The sequence below is a fragment of the Rhodococcus sp. DMU2021 genome (assembly GCF_019641445.1).
In the GTDB taxonomy this organism is placed as follows: Bacteria; Actinomycetota; Actinomycetes; order Mycobacteriales; family Mycobacteriaceae; genus Rhodococcus; species Rhodococcus pyridinivorans.
Map to the genome: position 1 here is coordinate 1 of NZ_JAIFKB010000090.1, position 1,004 is coordinate 1,004.

General features: G+C 65.5%; 1 protein-coding gene. It reads right to left on the reverse strand.

Features of this window, described 5'->3' with window-relative positions; genetic code table 11:
* Positions 1–21: 21 nt before the first annotated feature.
* On the reverse strand, positions 22–879 hold the full coding sequence (locus tag K3M35_RS25765) for an IS5 family transposase (protein ID WP_060655371.1): 858 nt from the start codon (positions 877–879) through the stop codon (positions 22–24).
* Between the last annotated feature and the right edge of the window lie 125 nt (positions 880–1,004).

The window sequence follows — 1,004 nt, forward strand, 5'->3', positions numbered from 1 at the left end:
AGAGCGACCGGCAATTGATGCTCACTTGAGTCGGCGGGTAGTAGGCCGGGTCGGCCACCGGTAATGGGTACGTGCACGGTTGATCAGACGCCGGAGCACGGTCAGTGCCGCGGCCAACGCGAGATAGAAGTCGACGATCGCGGCGCGTTTGTCTGTGCACCGCCGGAGCTTGCCGAATCCGTTCATCCACGAATGCGTGCGCTCAACGACCCAGCGTTTGCCGGCCTGGATCGGAGCCGGGATGCCCTTACGGGCGATGTCGTAGTCGTAACCCAATTCGTCGAGCAGGTCCCTCGTCCTGGCCGAGTCGTAGCCGCGATCGAGGTGCACGCACGAGTGCTGCGGCAGCGGGCCGACCATGTCCGGTACCGCCCGGATCGTCGGTTCGAGCAGCGGCGAGTCGTGCCGGTTCGCGCCCGCCGACACCATCGCCAGCGGGATCCCTCCGCCGTCGCACACCACCGAGCGTTTCGTGCCCCGCTTACCGCGATCGACCGGGGAACGGCCCGAAACCTCGCCACCACACGGTGCTTTCGTGATCGACCCGTCGACCGACAAGTGATCGAGGTCGAGGCCGAGCATCCGGTCGTACGCGGTCAGGGCGGCGCGGAGCACCTCGACGCCGATTCCTTTCGCGGACCATTCGGTCAGTCGCCTGCGGATGGTGCGGTCCGAGCATCCGACGGTGGCGATGCGTTCGTAGCCGCTACCGTGCACCAGTGCGGCGAGGATGTGCTCGAACACGACCCGGTCCGACACACGGCGGCGGTGGCAGCCCCAGGGATGTTTCGGATCGAACTCGGGACGTTCGTCGGTAGCGAGCTGGGCGGAGAACTCGACCCATAGGGGTTCGATGAGACAGACTGGCAGCAGAGGCACGGGTACTCCGGGTGATCGTGGGACTTCAGCAATCACATGATCGACTCGGTACCCGTGCCTCTACCTGTATCGACACGCCGGAACGTTCCCTGCGTTGGGCGGGCTCATCATTTGCCGGACGCTCT